At 73.1% G+C, this 14,874-nt stretch carries 12 protein-coding genes; 7 read left to right on the forward strand and 5 right to left on the reverse strand.

Translation table 11 applies throughout. The features are described 5' to 3' along the window. Positions 1 to 690 precede the first annotated feature (690 nt). The 3 genes from ABD347_RS29800 to ABD347_RS29810 all read left to right on the forward strand — a co-directional run bounded on the left by ABD347_RS29800 (position 691) and on the right by ABD347_RS29810 (position 2,849). Positions 691 to 1,701 carry a hypothetical protein gene (locus tag ABD347_RS29800; RefSeq protein ID WP_344367020.1) on the forward strand — a complete coding sequence of 337 codons (1,011 nt, stop codon included), beginning with the start codon at positions 691 to 693 and terminating at the stop codon, positions 1,699 to 1,701. Between the two features lie 142 nt (positions 1,702 to 1,843). Next, the gene (locus ABD347_RS29805; RefSeq protein WP_344367022.1) at positions 1,844 to 2,149 is read left to right on the forward strand and encodes an ALF repeat-containing protein; all 306 of its coding nucleotides are present in this window, start codon (positions 1,844 to 1,846) and stop codon (positions 2,147 to 2,149) included. Between the two features lie 325 nt (positions 2,150 to 2,474). Further along, a complete protein-coding gene (locus ABD347_RS29810; RefSeq protein ID WP_344367024.1) occupies positions 2,475 to 2,849 on the forward strand; it encodes a GntR family transcriptional regulator in 375 nt (124 codons plus the stop codon). Between the two features lie 206 nt (positions 2,850 to 3,055). Here the strand turns inward: ABD347_RS29810 and ABD347_RS29815 are convergent, their stop codons facing one another. Next, the gene (locus ABD347_RS29815) at positions 3,056 to 4,150 is read right to left on the reverse strand and encodes a DUF5925 domain-containing protein (RefSeq protein WP_344367026.1); all 1,095 of its coding nucleotides are present in this window, start codon (positions 4,148 to 4,150) and stop codon (positions 3,056 to 3,058) included. A gap of 418 nt (positions 4,151 to 4,568) precedes the next feature. Between ABD347_RS29815 and ABD347_RS29820 the strand changes: the two genes are divergently transcribed. Both ABD347_RS29820 and ABD347_RS29825 read left to right on the forward strand, forming a co-directional pair. Next, complete coding sequence (locus ABD347_RS29820; RefSeq protein ID WP_344367028.1) at positions 4,569 to 5,378, forward strand: SGNH/GDSL hydrolase family protein; 810 nt, start codon at positions 4,569 to 4,571, stop codon at positions 5,376 to 5,378. 705 nt (positions 5,379 to 6,083) lie between these two features. Continuing rightward, on the forward strand, positions 6,084 to 6,347 hold the full coding sequence (locus ABD347_RS29825; protein ID WP_344367030.1) for a hypothetical protein: 264 nt from the start codon (positions 6,084 to 6,086) through the stop codon (positions 6,345 to 6,347). A gap of 264 nt (positions 6,348 to 6,611) precedes the next feature. Here ABD347_RS29825 and ABD347_RS29830 read toward each other — a convergent pair whose 3' ends face one another. The 4 genes from ABD347_RS29830 to hmgA form a co-directional block, all read right to left on the reverse strand. Continuing rightward, positions 6,612 to 7,808 (reverse strand): CaiB/BaiF CoA transferase family protein, encoded by a 1,197-nt coding sequence (locus ABD347_RS29830; RefSeq protein ID WP_344367032.1) that lies wholly within the window; start codon positions 7,806 to 7,808, stop codon positions 6,612 to 6,614. Positions 7,809 to 8,143: 335 nt separating this feature from the next. Next, positions 8,144 to 9,343: a type ISP restriction/modification enzyme gene (locus ABD347_RS29835; protein ID WP_344367034.1), complete on the reverse strand. Its 1,200-nt coding sequence runs from the start codon at positions 9,341 to 9,343 to the stop codon at positions 8,144 to 8,146. A 124-nt stretch (positions 9,344 to 9,467) separates the two neighbouring features. After that, positions 9,468 to 10,217 carry a GntR family transcriptional regulator gene (locus ABD347_RS29840; RefSeq protein ID WP_344367036.1) on the reverse strand — a complete coding sequence of 250 codons (750 nt, stop codon included), beginning with the start codon at positions 10,215 to 10,217 and terminating at the stop codon, positions 9,468 to 9,470. Between the two features lie 12 nt (positions 10,218 to 10,229). Beyond that, positions 10,230 to 11,552, reverse strand: coding sequence for a homogentisate 1,2-dioxygenase (gene hmgA / locus ABD347_RS29845; RefSeq protein WP_344367038.1), 1,323 nt, complete (start codon positions 11,550 to 11,552; stop codon positions 10,230 to 10,232). A gap of 147 nt (positions 11,553 to 11,699) precedes the next feature. On the opposite strand from hmgA, the gene ABD347_RS29850 reads away from it, so the two are divergent. Together ABD347_RS29850 and ABD347_RS29855 are read left to right on the forward strand one after the other, a co-directional pair. Continuing rightward, on the forward strand, positions 11,700 to 12,470 hold the full coding sequence (locus ABD347_RS29850) for a TetR/AcrR family transcriptional regulator (protein WP_344367040.1): 771 nt from the start codon (positions 11,700 to 11,702) through the stop codon (positions 12,468 to 12,470). 93 nt (positions 12,471 to 12,563) lie between these two features. Further along, complete coding sequence (locus ABD347_RS29855; protein WP_344367042.1) at positions 12,564 to 14,762, forward strand: molybdopterin oxidoreductase family protein; 2,199 nt, start codon at positions 12,564 to 12,566, stop codon at positions 14,760 to 14,762. The last annotated feature ends 112 nt before the right edge of the window (positions 14,763 to 14,874 follow it).

A 14,874-nucleotide genomic window follows, 5' to 3' on the forward strand; every position in this document is an offset into this window, starting at 1 on the left:
CAGCCGCTCAGCAAGGCTCGTCATGCCCGGTACAACGAGCCGAACCGCCAAAGGAAACGACGTCTTAGACCGCGTCCTACGGGCGCGGTCCCCACAACAACCGGCATGCCCGGGCCTCCCCGCAGGAGAGGTGGTCGGGGCGGGCCACGGGGGTGTCCGGTTCGTCTCCCGCCGTGTTCCGTATTCTCCAGAACCCGCGGCACGGCGGTTCGCGTGGCGCGTGACCGGCGCCAGGTCCGCGTGTCGAGGGATGGTGGTGGCCATGAGAAAACCGGTCCCCAAGCGGGTGGTTCTGTCGCTGGTCCTGGCGATGCCCTGCTCGCTGCCGACGCCGGCCTCGAGCTGCCGGCCGTTCAAGTGATCCTCCGTGTCAGGCGTGTCAGAGGCGCACCTTTCTTCACCCGGTCGGGCCGATCCGGTTCACGCCCATCATCCGGCACCGTGAACCCGATCGGCCCGATCGGGTAAAGAAGGGTGATCGATACGCCGGTGCCGTCAGGTCCGGCCCGGCGCAGCCGCCAAGGAGCCCTCTTGATACGAGTGATGAGACGCCTGACGAGGACCACGACTGCGGCCATAATGGCCGTACTCGCACTTTTCGCCTCACAGCTGACCGCGGCTGCATCGGCCCAAGCCGCCGCTCAGCCCCTGCCCGGGGGCAAGGCGAATTGGGTGGTCTCCGTCGGGCACATGGACACCGCCGGCAGCAACAACTACCGCAACTGGGTGCGATTGGGCTACTACGTCTTCGCCAACGACGGCACGGTGACCACCTCCTACTGGAACTGGGCACAGCGTGACCAGCCCAAGCGCGTGGACGCGATGACCGCCGACTGTGGCGGAAACGTTCCCACCTGCGCGGTCCGAACCGTCGAGGGCTTCGCCGGCTCACCCACCGGAGGCTTCCGGGGCACCTACACCTACGCGACCGACGGGCGTCTGGTCGTCACATGGTCCAAGGACGCTTCTGGCGCAGCACTCAACAGTCCCCTCACCGAGCGGTGGAATCTGGAGAGCGGTCTCGCCAATGGGGCCGCGGCACGTATGACCAGCCCCACTTTCTACGGTGCGTACGGCAACAACGTGCAAGTCCCGGCCAGTGGTGAATTCTCCAGTTACACCGCCAACTTCGGCATAGGCTACGGAAGCAACGCCTCGCTGGACCGTGAGACCCGCGCCACCATGGACCAGCTCGTAAACGACCCGCGCTACAACGCCCAGTCCTACAAGGGTGCGTTTGTCGTGGCGAAGGCATCCTCTTCGGATCCGGCCACCCGCGTCGGTATCGTGGGACGTGAGGGCTCCGGCGGTACATGGACCTTCGGTGGTACGTCGAACCCGTGGAAGCTCTGCTCCGGCGGTTCCTGCATGGGCTGGCTGCAGCCCAATACCAGCTGTGCGGGAACGGATAAGGACCGTGTGCGCTACATCGCGGAGATCGGCGGAGGGCGCAGGAACACCGAGGAATACTGGTGTCAATCCCTGGCGCAGGGCCAGCCCTGTTACAAGTACAACTCACACCCCCGGCCCATGCTGCAGATCATCGACGACTCCGGAAAGTTCCAGGGCTGGGTCGGAGTCGAGGCCTTCACCCACGTGGACACGAAGACCGGTCTTCCGGACAGCAGTTGGGTCGAGGGGTACTGGGGGATATTCGACAACGTTTCGTCGGCCCTGCAGCCCAGACTGCCCGTCACGTAGGGAAGCCGGCGTATCGCCAGGTCGAACAGTGCCGCCGTTCACGGCAGAACGACGAGTGTCCGCTCCGGGGTGGTGCCCCTGAACCTTGTGGCCGGATATCAGAGATCGCACGGGATCGACGCGGCACCGTGGCGGCCGCGGCGTGCAGGAGGCGGCCGGCAAGGCGCTGGACGGCACCGCGGACGATGTGCGGCGCTTCCTGGAGACCGGCCAGTACGAGGCGCGTTTCCAGGACGACCGGGTGCGGGTCGCGCAGATCATGAGCGTGGGCGGCCCGACGGTCAAGGAACGTGGGCGAGCGGTGCTGCAGGCCAACACCGAGCAGGCCGTCCAGGCCTTCCTGGAGACCGGCCAGCACGACGCGCGCCTCGTCGACGACCGGATCCGCGCCACCCGCATCGCCGAAGCCGGCGGCCCCGCGGTCAAGGCGGCGGCCCGCAAGGCCTGACCGGTACGCCGGAGGAACTGCGCCACTTCCTGGACATCGGCCAGTACGAGGCCCGCGCCAAGGACGAGGCGGCGAAGAAGAAGCCGGCCCCGGCGAAGAAGGCCACTCCCGCCAAGCGCTGAGCACACGTCCTGAGCCCAGCCGGCCCAGCCCCGTCCAGCCCGGTGGCCGGCCTCTGCGCCTCGATGCCGGTATGCCGGTCCGCCTCGGTGGGTGACACACCGAGGCGGACCCCCGGGGGCGTCGGGGGCGGGAGGTCGGCGTGCGGGCGCCCTGAAGGCCGGCTTGCGCCGGTTCCCGGGGATCGAAGGGGGAGAATCGTCCCGTGACCCTGAAGATTTCCATCGACGCGGGCTCCCCGACCGCCCCGTACGAGCAGCTGCGCGCCCAGATCTCCGACCAGGTCCGATCGGGCCGCCTCCCCGTCGGCCACAAGCTGCCGACCGTCCGGGGGCTCGCCGGGGAACTGGGCCTCGCGGCGAACACCGTCGCCAAGGCGTACCGCGTGCTGGAGACCGACGGGGTGATCGAGACGCGGGGCCGGGCCGGCACGTTCGTCGCGGCGGCCGGGGACGCCGCCGCCCGCCAGGCGGCCACGGCGGCCGCCGCGTACGTGGCCGAGGCCCACCGCCTGGGCCTCGGCCGCGCCGACGCGGAAGCGGCCGTTGCGGACGCACTGCGAGCGGTGTACGGGCCGTGACGGAGCCTTATGTGCGGCTCGGGTGTCCGTGGGCGGGCCGCGACGGGGCCTCAGGTCGGGCTCGGGCGTCCGGGCAGGGGCCGTGACTAAGCCTTATGTGCGGCTCGGGTGTCCGGGTGCGGGGCCGTGACGGGGCCCTTGGGCGCGGCTCGGGTGACTCGGACGCGGGGCCGTGACGGGGCCTCGGGCACCGGCCGGTGCGCCGTCTACAGGTACAGCCCCGCGTCCGCGCCGCGCGCCTGGTCCGGGATCGCCGCCGGACCGGTGCCGCGCCGCAGCGCGTACAGCTCCGCCAGCGTCGCGCCGTCGCGGCCGACCCCGTCCTCGCTGCCGAGCCACGCCACCGCCTCCGGCCGGGTCAGCGGGCCGACCTCGATCCGGGCCAGGCAGCGGCCGGGGCGGACCACCGCCGGGTGCAGGCGCTCCAGGTCCTCGTTGGTGGTGACCCCCACCAGGACGTTGCGGCCCTGCCCCAGCAACCCGTCCGTCAGGTTCAGCAGCCGCGACAGGGCCTGGCCGGCCGTGTGCTTGGCCTCGCCGCGGATCAGCTCGTCGCAGTCCTCCAGGAGCAGCAGCCGCCACCGGCCGTTCGCCGTGCCCTCGTCCTCGCCGATCGCGATGTCCATCAGGTAGCCGACGTCGTTGAAGAGCCGTTCCGGGTCCAGTACGCAGTCGACCTGGCACCAGTCGCGCCACGAGCGGGCCAGCGTGCGCAGAGCCGACGTCTTGCCGGTGCCCGGCGGGCCGTGCAGGAGGAGCAGACGGCCCGAGATGTCGTCGGGCGTGACCTTCATCAGGCGGTCCATCGCCTCCGCCACCGGTGCGGTGTAGTTGGGCCGCACCTCTTCCCAGGTACCGGCGGCGATCCGGCGGGTCGTGCGGTGCGGGCCCCGGCGCGGCGACACGTACCAGAAGCCCATGGTCACGTTGTCCGGCTGCGGCTCCGGGTCGTCCTTCGCGCCGTCGGTCGCCTGCTTCAGCACCCGTTCGGCCAGCTCCGGCCCGACCGCCGTGACGGTCACGTCGGCGCCCCGGTTCCAGCGGGAGACCAGCAGCGTCCACCCCTCGCCCTCGGCGAGCGTGGCGCTGCGGTCGTCGTCACGGGCCGAGCGCAGCACCGAGGCCCCCGGCGGGAGCAGGGTCGCACCGGGCTTGACCCGGTCGAGGGACGACGTGTGCGAGTACGGCTGCTCACCCGTCGCGAAGCGCCCGAGGAACAGCGCGTCGACGACGTCGGCGGGGGAATCGCTGTCGTCGACGGTGAGCCGGATCGGCAGGGCCTCATGAGGGTTGGCAGACATGCGCCCCATGATCCGGCACGCACGTGTCCGCCGCACAGTGTTTATGTACGTGTCCCCACCCGCACGGTGAGGACCCGTCGGGGACTCCGGAAGACCGCGCACTGCCCTCGGCCGGCCGGCGGAACCCGTGGGGTGCTCCGGGCGGGGCGCCGCGCGGGGCGCGCCGGGACCGGCCGCGGCCGACAGGGGCTTTTCGTGTTCGTCACCGCCACCGTCGCCGCGGTGTCCAGAGGCGTGGCGTCACCCCGACAAAAACTCCTCCGCATGGGTGAGTTGCCCCCTAACTTGCGGATATCGGGCCTCGAGGGGGAGCAGACTTCAACTCGACGTCAACTCCACGCCACGCCACGGCTATTGGCATGGACACTGCATCCTGCTACGAACTTTTAAGGCAGAAATCCTGCCAATGGGAGGTTCCATGAAACTGTCCCGAGCCGCGGCGTTCACCACCTCACTCCTCCTCGGTGCCGCCCTGACCCTCACGGGGGCAGGGGCGGCGCAGGCCGACTCGTCGGCCGCAGCCCTCGACTACGTGGCCCTCGGCGACTCCTACTCCTCCGGAGTCGGCGCCGGCAGCTATGACAGCGCGAGCGGCAACTGCAAGCGCAGTACCCGGGCCTACCCGCAGCTCTGGGCGGCCGCCAATTCCCCCTCCTCCTTCGCCTTCACGGCGTGCTCCGGTGCCCGCACCAACGACGTGACGGCGGGTCAGCTCGGCCCGCTCTCCTCCGCCACCGACCTCGTCTCCATCACCATCGGCGGAAACGACGCCGGTTTCGCCGACGTCATGACCACCTGCGTCCTCCAGTCCGAGGCCACCTGCATCGCCCGCGTCAACGAGGCGAAGAACTACGTCGACACGACCCTCCCCGGCCGCCTCGACTCGGTGTACTCGGCGATCAGATCCAAGGCGCCGTCGGCGAGGGTCGTCGTACTCGGCTACCCGCGCTTCTACAAGCTCGGTGGCAGTTGCCTGGCCGGCCTGAGCGAGAACGAGCGCCGTGCCATCAACAGCGGCGCGGACCACCTCAACGCCGCGACCGCCAAACGCGCCGCCGACCACGGCTACACCTGGGCGGACGTCGCCCCCGCCTTCACCGGCCACGAGATCTGCTCCAGCGCCTCCTGGCTGCACAGCGTCAACTGGCTCAACATCGGTGAGTCGTACCACCCCACCGCCGCCGGACAGTCCGGTGGCTACCTGCCCACCTTCAAGGCCGCGCTGTAAGGAGCCGCGCTCGGCGGAGCGGTCCCGCGCGGAGTCGGCGTACCGCCCCGCCGGTGTGGCGCCCTCAGGGGGCGCCGGACGGCGCCCCCTGGTGGGCGTTCCGTCCGGCGTCCCGGCATCCTTGCCCCACGACCGTCCTTGCCCCACGACCGTCCTTGCCCCACGACCGTCCTTGCCCCACGACCGTCCTTGCGCCCGCCCATCCTGCAGTCGGCGTCCTCGCACCCGGCGTCCTTGCGCCCCCGGCCGTCCTCGCGCCCGAACGAGACCCCCGCTCAATGGGGCGGCGCCCCGACCGGGCTTCCGGGTCTCCGGCCCGACCCGGCCGGGCTGTGTCCCGCCCTCTCCGTACGCATGCCCCGGGTGCCCGGCCCGCCGCACGGTGCCCTCGCCGGGGCGGAACTCCACCGTCTCCCGGCGTCGGACCCGGGCCCGCGCCCCCCGCCCACCGGGCGGGGCGGCATGGGGGTCGTCCCGCCACCTCCCGTACCGCGTCCGGGTCTTCGGTTGCGGGGTCCTGGGCCGGCTCGTCCCGGCCTCGGTGGCAACTTGTCCAACTCGCCCTGAATTCACTTGTATTCGGAGGGTAGTCGTCAACCCTCGTACATGTGTGGTGAATCCCGTCACCGGGATACACGCATGAGATGCGGGGACGATAGGGTTAATCTGCAGCGGCCGGGTGCCCTCGTACGGGTGGGGAGTGACATGGAACAGATAACGGTGCGCAGCAGGCCTCGGGTGCCTGCGATCACGTGCGGGAGCAGCGCGACCAGTACGCGTCTCGACCGCCATCTCTCGGTGCTGGGCGGCCCGGTCGTCCCGCAGCGCGAGTCCGCCGAAGCGACCTTGCTGATGCGGGAGTTGACGTCGCGTGATGTCGGTCACGCCCGCACGAGCAAGAGCGCCCGCGTCCGGCTCTTCGCACCGCTGCGCCGACTGCGCCGCTCGCTCTTCGGCAACCACGCCTGACGGCACCCCGCCCGCCCGTACCCATCCGCCGGAAGTCCCGCCGTGCAGGGTCGTTCCCGGCCACGACCCACGGTCCGCAGTCGGCATCCGGCCCGGGCGGGGCGCCGTGCGGGGCCGCCCCCGCGGGGGTGGACGGCGTCGGCACGGCTCCCCGTCAGGGACCGCACGGCGACCGTCCTCGTGGCCGTACCCCCTCTGGGGCCGGGACGAGCCGACAGGGGCCGCGCCCCGGTCCACCGGGCGTGGTCGGCCCGCGGTCAGGCGTCAGGCCACCACTCCGTCACGCCGCAGCTCCACTTGCTCGCCGTCCGGCATGCCCAGCTCCCGCAGTACCGCGTCCGTGTGCTCGCCCAGGGCGGGCACCGCCCCCATCGGGGCGTCAGCGCCGCCGGGATACGTGATCGGCGGCAGCAGCGCCCGCAGCGGACCCACCGCCGTGTCCACCTCCCGCCACCGGTCGCGGGCCGCGAGCTGGGGATGGGCGGCCACGTCCGCGACCGTGTTGAGACGGGCGCACGCGATGCCGGCCGCGTCCAGGCGGTCGATCGCCTCCGCGGCGGTCAGCCCGGCCAGCGCCTCGGCCACCACCGCGTCGGTCTTCGCCCGGTGCGCCACCCGTGCCGTGTTCGTGGCGAACGCCGGGTCGTCGCCGAGCTCCGGCCGGCCCAGCACCAGCTCGGCCAGCCGCCGCCACTCACGGTCGTTCTGCACCGACAACAGCACCTGCCCCCCTTCGGCCGTCGGGTACGCGTCGTAGGGCGCGATGACGGCGTGCCCCAGCCCCGTACGAGCAGGGGCCTCGCCCCCGTGCATCCCGTGGTGCAGCGGATGTCCCATCCACTCGGCGAGCGACTCCAGCATGGAGATCTCCACCGGTCCGCCCAGCCCCGTCGTCGCCCGCCGCAGCAGGGCCGCCAGTACGCCCGAGAAGGCGTACATGGCCGCCGCGATGTCGGCGGCCGGGATCCCCGCCTTGACGGGCCGGTCGGGCGTCCCGGTCACCGACACGAGCCCCGCCTCGCACTGCACGAGCATGTCGTACGCCCGTTTGTGGGCGTACGGGCCACCAGCCCCGTACCCGGAGATGTCGACCCCGATCAGCCGCGGGTGCGCCGCGCACAGGGTCGCCGCGTCCAGGCCCAGCCGGGCCGCGGCCCCCTGCGCCAGATTCTGGACGAACACGTCCGCGCCCGCGACAAGGCGGTGGACGACGTCGATGCCGCGCGGGTCCTTGAGGTCCACGGCCACCGACTCCTTGCCCCGGTTGCACCACACGAAGTGCGAGGCGAGGCCGCCCGCCGCGGTGTCGTAGCCCCGCGCGAAGTCACCGCCGTCCGGGCGCTCGATCTTGATGACCCGGGCGCCCAGGTCGGCGAGCTGGCGCGTGGCGAACGGCGCGGAGACGGCCTGCTCGACGGCGACGACGGTGATGCCTTCGAGGGGCAGCGGCAGAGTGCTCATGACAGCCGTACCTACCGTGTACGTGCCACCTTTGTCACCCCTTCGGGGTCGTGTGCCTCCGCGCCACGAGCGGCACGCACACCGTCGGCGGCGCCGGCGGACGGGCGGACGGCGCCGCCGACGGACGGGCGGGCGACCGGGCGGTGCCCTCCGGCACGGGCGCGTCGCCGGACGGGTCCCGCGCCGCCTCGGTCACCGCAGGGACCGGCGACCACCCGGCGGCCGTCACGGCCGCCGTCCGGCAGGCCGTCCGGTGTACGCGTCCGACACTGGCGGCGGCAGGCACCGCGGCGGCTGCCGCACCCCGTCGGCCGGCTGCCGCACTCCTTCGCCGCCTACAGGAGGGACAGTTGGCCCTCGGGGCCCTCTTCCTCCCGGTCCAGTACCGAAGCGGGGCGGCGGGCCGCGCCGGGGGCGGGCAGCACGCCGGCCGCGCGCAGGCCCGTGCGGGTGAGCGGCTCCGTGCCGGACAGGTCCGGGCGTTCCGACTCCAGCCGGGCCTGGAGGGCCAGCACGGTGATCAGCTCCAGCAGCTCGGACGTCCACTCCTGGGGCCAGGTGGCGGGGCGGATCGCCTCCAGGGTGCCGGACTGGGCGGGGGCGGTGCGGCGCTCGAACCAGAGCTCCAGTATCCGGACGCCGCCGACCCGGTACTCCCACGCCTCGGCCGGTACGGGCGAGATCCGGCCGCCGTCGCCGACCAGCAGGGCCTCGTCCTCCGCTTCGTACGCCAGGAGGTGCGGGCGCGCCGGGAGCGTGGCGCGGACGTAGGGGCGGCGCCCGCCGGGCAGCCGGGGGCGCTCCCCGCCCCGCGCGCCGCGCAGCTGGACGTCCGCCATGCGGCGGCCCAGCGCCACCCCGGCCGCCCAGACGGCGGGGTCGGCCGGCAGCGGGACGGCGCACCCGGCGGGGGAGGGGCGGGCGGCCGCCAGCGCCCAGGCCGTCAGGTCCTCGGGGGCGACCCCGGTGCCGTACCGCTCGCCCAGCAGCTCCAGCAACCCGGGCGCGATGTTCGGCTCCCGCCCGCCGGGGCGCCGGTACAGCGGGCGGATGCGGCCCGGGCGGCCCGCCGGGGAGCGGCCGTCCGGCAGCGCCGCCGTCATGAGCAGCGCGGGGCCCGCGGCCCGTGGCACGTAACCCTGCTCGACGGCGAACACCTGCCGCTCGTCGGCCACCCGCCACAGCTCCGGGCGGGCCGCGTCCAGCAGCCGGTGGTCCGGCAGCAGCCACTGCTCGTCGAACGGCCCGTGGGCCAGCCGTACCGGCTCGGGGCACGGGCCCGCCTCCCGCGCGAACCGGGCCGTCGCGGTCCGCTGCCCGGGCAGCGCGGCGACCGAAGTCGTGAGCGTACGCGCCCGGGTGGGCCGGAACAGGGCCGCCCGCTCGTCCTCCCCGGCCCGTACCAGCGCCTCCCAGCGGGCACGCAGGGTGCGCGCGTCCGGGGCGACGACCCAGGGGCGTCCCAGCCGCAGCGGGGCCACGGACCAGGGCATCAGATCGTCGAGCAGGGGCACATCATCCGTCACGGCCCGCATGCTAGTGACCGCGCTCGGTCCGCCTCCACCGCGCCGCCCGCCCGGCCCGCCTCCCCAGCGCCGTCCGCCCCGCCCCCCGCCGCCTTACGCCCGCACCGAGCGGTCAGGTCCGCCCGCACCGTGGTCAGTCCGCCTCCACCGTGACCGTGAAGGAGAACCGGTCGCCCCGGTAGCGGATGCGGGCCACGTCCACCACCCGGCCGTCCTCGTCGTAGGTCACGCCCGTGTAGTGCAGGATCGGCGACAGCAGCGGGACCTGGAGCAGCTCGGCCGTCTCGGGGTCGGCCAGCCGGGCCTCCACGGTGTCGGTGATCCGGCTGATCCGCACGCCGACCGCGTCCCGCAGCACCTTCGTCATCGGCCACCGTTCCAGGTCGGCGAGGTCGATCCGGGCGGCGACCTCCGGCCGGACGGCGTTCTCCGCCCAGTTCGTCGGCTCGCCGGTCTCGCCGTCGCGGCGCAGCCGCCGGTACATCACCACTTCCGCGAGGTCCGGGAAGTGCTCGGTGAGTTCACCGGGGACCTTGTCCTCGCCGTGGCCGAGAATCGTCGTCAGCTCGCCCGACTGCTGGGCCACGATCGCGTCGATCGAGCCCAGCAGCCGGCGCGGTGCGCTGCGCCGGGCGCCGGGCTCGATGAATGTGCCGCGCCGCCGGTGCCGGCTGATCAGCCCCTCCGCCTCCAGCTCCTTGAGTGCCTGCCGCATGGTCAGGACGCTGACGCCGTAGTGCGTGGCCAGCTGCTCCTCGGTGGGCAGGCGCAGCGAGGCGTCCGGCGCCCGCCCGAGTATGGAGGCGCGGAGGGACTGCGAGACCTGGTACCACAGCGGGAGCTTGCGGTTCAGGACCAGCGAGTCGGGGGCGAAAGCGGTCACATGTACTCCGTACTACGGCCGAAAGTGGCGCTCAAGACCCTGCCACACGTCGTCGTACCCGCGCTGCAGATGGCCGGCGTCCGTCGCCTGGGCGGTGGCCGTGACGGGCCAGCGGGTCTCGAACATGAAGGCCAGACCGTCGTCGATCTTCTGCGGCTTCAGCTCCGCCGAGCTCGCCCTGTCGAACGTCTCCCGGTCGGGGCCGTGCGCCGACATCATGTTGTGCAGCGAGCCGCCGCCCGGGACGAACCCCTCGGCCTTGGCGTCGTACGCGCCCTCGATCAGGCCCATGTACTCGCTCATCACGTTGCGGTGGAAGTACGGGGGGCGGAAGGTGTCCTCGCCGACCAGCCAACGCGGTGCGAAGACCACGAAGTCGACGCCCGCCAGGCCCGGGGTGTCGGACGGCGAGGTGAGCACCGTGAAGATCGACGGGTCCGGGTGGTCGTACGAGATGGTCCCGATGACGTTGAAGGTACGCAGGTCGTACACGTACGGGACGTGGTTGCCGTGCCAGGCGACGACGTCGAGGGGGGAGTGGTCGTACGTCGCGGTCCACAGGTTCCCGCAGAACTTGTTCACCACCTCCACCTCGCCCTCCACGTCCTCGTACGCGGCGACCGGCGCCCGGAAGTCCCGCGGGTTGGCGAGGCCGTTGGCGCCGATCGGACCGAGGTCGGGGAGCTGGAACGGCCGGCCGTAGTTCTCGCAGACGTACCCGCGTGCGGTCTCGTCGAGCAGCTCGACGCGGAAGCGGACCCCGCGCGGGACCAGCGCGACCTCGCCGGGGCGGGCGGCGAGGATGCCGAACTCGGTGCGGAGCAGCAGGCCGCCGCGCTCCGGGACGATCAGCAGCTCGCCGTCGGCGTCGCTGAACACCCGGTCCATGGACGCGTTGGCGTGGTACAGGTGCACGGCCATGCCGGTGCGCTGCGCCGCGTCGCCGTTGCCGCCGAGGGTCCACAGTCCGGCGAGCCAGTCCGTGCCGGGCGCCGGGTCCGGGAGGGGGTTCCAGCGCAGCCTGTTGGGGTCGGCGACGGTCTCGGTGAAGGGTGCGGTGCGGATGGCGCCGTTGTCCGCGCGGGTGAAGGGCGGGTGGGCGGCCGACGGGCGGATGCGGTAGAGCCACGCGCGCAGGTTGTGGGCGCGCGGCTCGGTGAACGCCGAACCGCTCAGCTGCTCGGCGTACAGGCCCAGCGGCGCGCGCTGGGGGGAGTTCCGGCCGAGCGGCAGGGCGCCGGGAACGGCCTCGGAGCTGTGCTCGTTGCCGAAGCCGGTGGAGTACTCCAGGGCCTCCGCGATCTTCTTCGCCTGTTCGGTGGCATCGCTCGTCATCGTCGCCCGCTCCTGTCGCTCGGCCTGCCCCGGATGGAATCCTATGTAAGACCGTAGGATTCGAAAGAGTCCGCGTCAACGGGGGTAGGGCTTGGACGCTTCCCGGAGGGCGCGGGTTCCCGTGGCGCGGCACGGCATCATGGACCCGTGCCCCCGCCGCCCCCGCTCCGCCGTACGCCCGTGCAGCAGCGCAGTGCCGAGCGCCTGGCCCGGATCCTCGACGCCTGCGCCGAGCTCATCGAGGAGGCCGGCTACGACGAGCTGAGCACCCGGGGCGTGGCCGTGCGGGCCGGTGTGCCGATCGGATCGGTCTACCGCTTCTTCTCCGGCAAGCGCGACATGGCCGCCGCGCTCGCCCACCGCAATCTCGACCGTTACGCCGAGCGTGTGGCGGCCCGGCTGGCGGAGCGGCCGGATCTGGACGCGTACGGGGCCGTCGACTCCGTGCTCGACGAGTACATCGCCATGAAGCGCACCGTGCCCGGCTTCGGGCTCGTCGACTTCGGCGTCCCCGGGGCACCGGAAGGCCCGGACGGCGTCCCCGGGCAGGCCGGACCCGCCTCCGGTGGTCCCGGCCGTGACGGCCCCGGTCCCGATCCGCGCCCTGCCGGCCCCGGCCCCGGCCCCGGCACGGGCACCGATCCCGGCCGTGACGGTGCCGGGCGGGCCGGTTCCGGCTCCGGTGGTTCCGGCCGCCACGTCAACCACCTCGTCGCCGACCGGATCCGCGGCCTGCTCGCCGGGCACCTCGTCCACCCTTCCGGCGACGTGCCGCGCCGCAAGGTGCTCGTGGCGGTCGAGGCCGCCGACGCGCTGCTCCGGCTCGCCTTCCGTGGCGGCCCGCCGGGGGACCCCGAACTGATCGCCGAGACCCGCGTGCTGCTCCACGCCTATCTCGCGCCCGTTCTCCGGGACTGAACCATCGCCACCATGCGTACCGGTCGGTATGCTCGGCGGTGTCCGCGTGTCACGCCGCCGCGGCCCCACGGCTGCCGCGCCCCGGGAGGCCCCATGCCCACCGCTCTGCGTATCTGTCCGCTCTGCGAAGCCACCTGCGGGCTCACCCTCACCATCGACGGCACGCGCGTCACCGGCGCGCGCGGTGACCGGGACGACGTCTTCAGCCAGGGGTTCATCTGCCCGAAGGGCGCGTCGTTCGGTGAACTCGACGCCGACCCGGACCGCCTCCGGACCCCGCTCGTACGCGGCGAGGACGGCGTCCTCAGGGAGGCCTCCTGGGAGGAGGCGTTCGATCTCGTCGCACGCCGGCTGCCGCCGATCGTCGAGCGGCACGGCGCCGACGCCGTCGGGGTCGTCCTCGGCAACCCCAACGTCCACACCATGGCCGGGGCGCTCTACCCGCCCCTCCTCCTCGGCGCCCTGCGCACCCGCAACGTGTTCACCGCGTCCACCCTCGACCAGATGCCCAAGCACGTCTCCAGCGGGCTGCTGTTCGGCGACGCGTTCGCCATCCCCGTCCCGGACCTGGACCGCACGGCCCACCTGCTCGTCATCGGCGCCAACCCGCTGGAGTCCAACGGCAGCCTGTGCACCGCGCCCGACTTCCCCGGCAGGCTGAAGGCGCTGCGCAAGCGGGGCGGCACCCTCACCGTCGTCGACCCGCGCCGCACCCGCACCGCGCGCCTCGCCGACCGGCACGTCGCCATCCGGCCCGGTGCCGACGCGCTCCTGCTCGCCGCCCTCGTCCACGTGCTGTACGAGGAGGGCCTCACCGGCCTCGGGGGGCTCGCCGAGCACGTCCAGGGTGTGGAGGACGTCCGGGAAGCCGTGAGGGAGTTCACGCCCGAGGTGGTCGCCGGCGCGTGCGACGTGGACGCCGGCACCATCCGGACCCTCGCCCGTGAGCTGGCGGCCGCGCCGGCGGCGGCCGTGTACGGGCGGGTCGGCGGCAGCACCGTCACGTACGGCACCCTCACCAACTGGCTCGTCGACGTCCTCAACGTACTCACCGGCAACCTCGACCGGCCCGGCGGCGCGCTGTTCCCGCTCTCCGCCACGGCCCCGGCGCCCCGCCCGGCGGGCCCCGGCAAGGGCTTCGCGCTCGGCCGCTGGGCGAGCCGCGTCTCCGGGCACCCCGAGGCCAAGGGCGAACTGCCCACGGCCGCACTGGCGGAGGAGATCGAGACACCGGGCGAGGGCCGCGTCCGCGCGCTCGTCGCCATCGCCGCCAACCCGGTCCTCTCCGCCCCCGACGGCGACCGCCTCGACCGGGCCCTGGGCGCACTGGACTTCATGGTGAGCGTCGATCCGTACCTCAACGAGACCTCGCGCCACGCCGATGTGATCCTGCCCCCGCCCCCGCCGTCCCAGAGCGCCCACTTCGACTTCGCGTTCAACGGCTTCGCGGTCCGCAACCAGGCTCGTTACACCCCCGCGCCCGTCCCCCTGGAACCGGGCCGCATGGACGAGTGCGAGATCCACGCCCGGCTGATCCTGGCCGCCACCGGTATGCACGGGGCGCCGCCCGAGGCCGTCGACGACATGGCCGTCGCACGCACCCTCGCCAAGGCCGTCACCGAGCCGCACTCACCCGCCCACGGCCAGGACCCCGAGGAGTACGCGGCCCGCCTCACCGGCCGCACCGGCGCCGAGCGGCGTCTGGACCTGATGCTGCGCCTGGGCCCGTACGACCTCACCCTCGACCGGCTCCGCGAGCACCCCCACGGCATCGACCTCGGCCCGCTGGAGCCCCGCGTCCCCCAGGTGCTGAAGACCCGCAGCGGACGTGTCGAACTCCTGCCGGAGCCGATCGCCGCCGACCTGCCCCGGCTGCGGGAGGCCCTGCGCGCACCGGGCCACTCCCTCGTCCTGGTCGGCCGCCGTCACCTGCGCTCCAACAACAGCTGGATGCACAACGTCCCCACCCTCAACAGCGGTACCAACACCTGCACCCTCCAGGTCCACCCCGACGACGCGGACCGCCTGGGGCTCACCGACGGCGCCCCCGCCCGCGTCAAGGCCGAGGGCGGCGAGATCCAGGTCCCGGTGGAGATCACCGAGACGGTGCGGCCCGGCGTGGTGAGCATTCCGCACGGCTGGGGCCACGACCGGCCCGGGACCCGCATGGCGGTCGCCGCCGGGCGGCCCGGCGTCAACGTGAACCAGTTGCTCGACGGCACCCGGCTCGACCCGCTGTCCGGCACGGCCGTGCTCAACGGCTTCCCCGTCCAGGTGACGGCACTTCGCTGACGGCTCCTGAGCTGGGCTTTTGCTCGTATTGCTCACGCGTCAACACCTTGTTAACGGCTCAGCGGGACACCTAACGTCATCCGGACCGCCACCCCTCCGGTGGAGTTCAAGG

The organism is Streptomyces gobitricini, assembly GCF_039532985.1.
Lineage (GTDB): Bacteria > Actinomycetota > Actinomycetes > Streptomycetales > Streptomycetaceae > Streptomyces > Streptomyces gobitricini.

Bases quoted from the DNA above. Each gene is read 5' to 3' on its own strand.
- ABD347_RS29800 (WP_344367020.1), top strand. From the start codon at position 691: ATGGACACCGCCGGCAGCAACAACTACCGCAACTGGGTGCGATTGGGC.
- ABD347_RS29815 (WP_344367026.1), bottom strand. From the start codon at position 4,150: ATGTCTGCCAACCCTCATGAGGCCCTGCCGATCCGGCTCACCGTCGAC.
- ABD347_RS29820 (WP_344367028.1), top strand. From the start codon at position 4,569: ATGAAACTGTCCCGAGCCGCGGCGTTCACCACCTCACTCCTCCTCGGT.
- ABD347_RS29825 (WP_344367030.1), top strand. From the start codon at position 6,084: ATGGAACAGATAACGGTGCGCAGCAGGCCTCGGGTGCCTGCGATCACG.
- ABD347_RS29830 (WP_344367032.1), bottom strand. From the start codon at position 7,808: ATGAGCACTCTGCCGCTGCCCCTCGAAGGCATCACCGTCGTCGCCGTC.
- ABD347_RS29835 (WP_344367034.1), bottom strand. From the start codon at position 9,343: ATGCGGGCCGTGACGGATGATGTGCCCCTGCTCGACGATCTGATGCCC.
- hmgA (WP_344367038.1), bottom strand. From the start codon at position 11,552: ATGACGAGCGATGCCACCGAACAGGCGAAGAAGATCGCGGAGGCCCTG.
- ABD347_RS29855 (WP_344367042.1), top strand. From the start codon at position 12,564: ATGCCCACCGCTCTGCGTATCTGTCCGCTCTGCGAAGCCACCTGCGGG.